The 2357-nt window shown below is 76.7% G+C and carries 2 protein-coding genes; both read right to left on the bottom strand.

From position 1 onward, the window contains the following. Positions 1 to 1206 (bottom strand): formimidoylglutamate deiminase (locus tag E1262_RS29995; protein WP_132108005.1); only part of this gene is annotated, 1206 nt, incomplete at its 3' end. Next, positions 1203 to 2357: allantoate amidohydrolase (locus tag E1262_RS29990; RefSeq protein ID WP_203454740.1), on the bottom strand; the 1155-nt coding region annotated here is incomplete at its 5' end. The genes E1262_RS29995 and E1262_RS29990, both read right to left, overlap by 4 nt.

Here is a 2357-nt window from a genome sequence, read left to right as displayed (position 1 = left end):
GTCTTGGGCGCCGGCGGCGAAGATCAGGTGGGCGGGGTCGGCGCCGGTGGTGTGGACGGTGTCGGTGCGGACGGCGACGAGGTCGGCCGCCGCGCCCGGGGCGAGGCGGCCGTTGCCGGGCCAGCCGAGCGCGGTGTGGCCGTTCGCGGTGAGTGCGGTGACCAGGGCGGCGGTGTCGAAGGTGCCGCGCTGGCCGGTGCGCAGCCGCTCGTGGTGCTCGATCAGCCGGGCCTCGAGCAGCGGGTCGGCGACGGCGTGCTGGTCGCTGCCGAGGCACAGCGGTGACCCGGCGGCGGCGAGGGGCCCGGTGGGGGCGAGGCCGTCGGCGAGGTCCTGTTCGGTGGTGGGGCAGGCGCAGATGGTGGTGCCGGCGGCGCCGAGCAGTGCGATGTCGTCGTCGGTGACGTGGTTGGCGTGTACCGCGGTGGTCCGCGGGGTGAGGGCGCCGTGGTCGGCCAGCAGCGCGGCTGGGGTGCGCCCGTAGTGCTCGAGGCAGGCCTGGTTCTCGGCCGGCTGCTCGGACAGGTGGATGTGCAGTGGCCGGTCGCGCTGTGCGGCCCAGGCGGCGACGGTGTCGATGGCGGCGGGCGGGACGGCGCGGACGGAGTGGATCGCGGCGCCGAGCCGGAACCCGTCGTCGTCGGTGAGCTGGTCGACCCGTGCGGCCCAGGCGTGGGCGGTCTGGTCGCCGAAGCGCAGCTGGGCGCCGTGGAGCGGCTGGTCGATGCCGCCCTGCAGGTAGCAGGTGTCGAGCAGGGTGAGCCGGATCCCGGCGTCGTGGGCGGCCTGGCGCAGCGCCGCGGCCATGGCGTTGGGGTCGGCGTACGGGGTGCCGCCGGGGCCGTGGTGCAGGTAGTGGAATTCGCCGACGATGGTGACGCCGGCCAGCGCGAGCTCGGCGTAGGTGGCCAGCGCGAGGTGGTAGTAGGTGTCCGGGGTGAGCCGGCCGGCGAGGGAGTACATCGCCTCGCGCCAGGTCCAGAACGAGCCGCGCCCGTCGTGGGTGCGGCCGCGCAGCGCCCGGTGGAACGCGTGGGAGTGGGCGTCGGCGAACCCCGGGAACACCACGCCGGGCAGCCGGGTGTCGCCCGGCTGCGGGGGCGTCCCGGCCGTGGCGGCGACGATGACGCCGTCGGTGACCTCGATCCGCACGTCGCCGCTCAGGCCGGCGGGGAGCCAGGCGTGCGCGGCCCAGAACGTCGTCACCGGGTCAGCTCCGCCAGGGCGTCGGTCAGCGCGACGACGCCGGCGTGGCAGTCGGCGCGCTCGGCGTGCTCGGCCGGGGAGTGCGAGACGCCGGTGGGGTTGCGGACGAACAGCATGGCGGTGCGGATGCCCGCGGCGGCGAGGATGCCGGCGTCGTGCCCGGCGCCGGTGGGCAGCAGCGGCGCGTCGCCGAGCAGGCCGCTGAGCCGCGCGGCCAGCGCCGGGTCGAACACGGTCGCCGGTGTCCACGACTCCTGCCGTGGCGCGAACCGGGCGAGGTCGGCGAGGACGGCGGCGACGGCGTCGGGGTCGGCGCCGCGGCAGTCCAGCCAGGCCCGGACCTGCGACGCGATGGCGTTGACGCCGTTCGGGTCGACCTCGACCTTGCCGACGGTGGCCAGCACGCCGTGCCGCTCGGCCGCGGCGCGGGCGTCGGTGACCAGGGCGGCCAGGTCGAGCATCGGATCGCGGCGGTCGGCCAGCGGGGTGGTGCCGGCGTGGTTGGCCTGCCCGGTCAGCGTGACCCGCCAGCGTCCGTGCGGCCAGATCTGGGTGGCGACGCCGACGGGACGGTCCAGGTCGGCCAGGCCGCGGCCCTGCTCCACGTGCAGCTCGACGAACACTCCGACCCGGTTCAGCGTGTCGGGGTCGGCGGCCGGCTCGGGCCGGCCTTGGCGCCCCAGCGCCTGGGCGAGGCTGACCCCGTCGGCGTCGGTCAGCGCCAGCGCCCGCTCGACCGGCAACACTCCGGTGAGCAGCCGCGACCCCGCGCACGCCACCCCGAACCGGGCGCCCTCCTCGTCGCCGAAGTGCACGATCCCGATCGGCCTCGACGGCGCGTGCCCGCGGTCGCGGAGCAGGTCGACGGCGGCGAACGCCGACACCACCCCCAGCGGGCCGTCGAACGCGCCGCCGCCGGGCACGGAGTCCAGATGGCTGCCGGCGACCACCGCCTTCGTGGTGGCGGATGGCTCACCCCACCACGCCCACTGGTTCCCGGCCCGGTCGACGGTGATGGCCAGCCCGCGGCGGGCCGCCTCGGCGGCGAACCACTCCCGCAGCTGCTCGTCGGTGTCGGTCCACGCGAACCGCCGGTAGCCGCCACGTGGATCGCGCCCGACCGGCTCCAGGTCCGCCCACATCGCGTCGAA

Source organism: Jiangella aurantiaca, from assembly GCF_004349105.1.
Lineage (GTDB): Bacteria > Actinomycetota > Actinomycetes > Jiangellales > Jiangellaceae > Jiangella > Jiangella aurantiaca.
The sequence above is the reverse complement of the archived record's forward strand: the minus strand, read 5'-3'. Positions and strand labels throughout refer to the sequence as shown.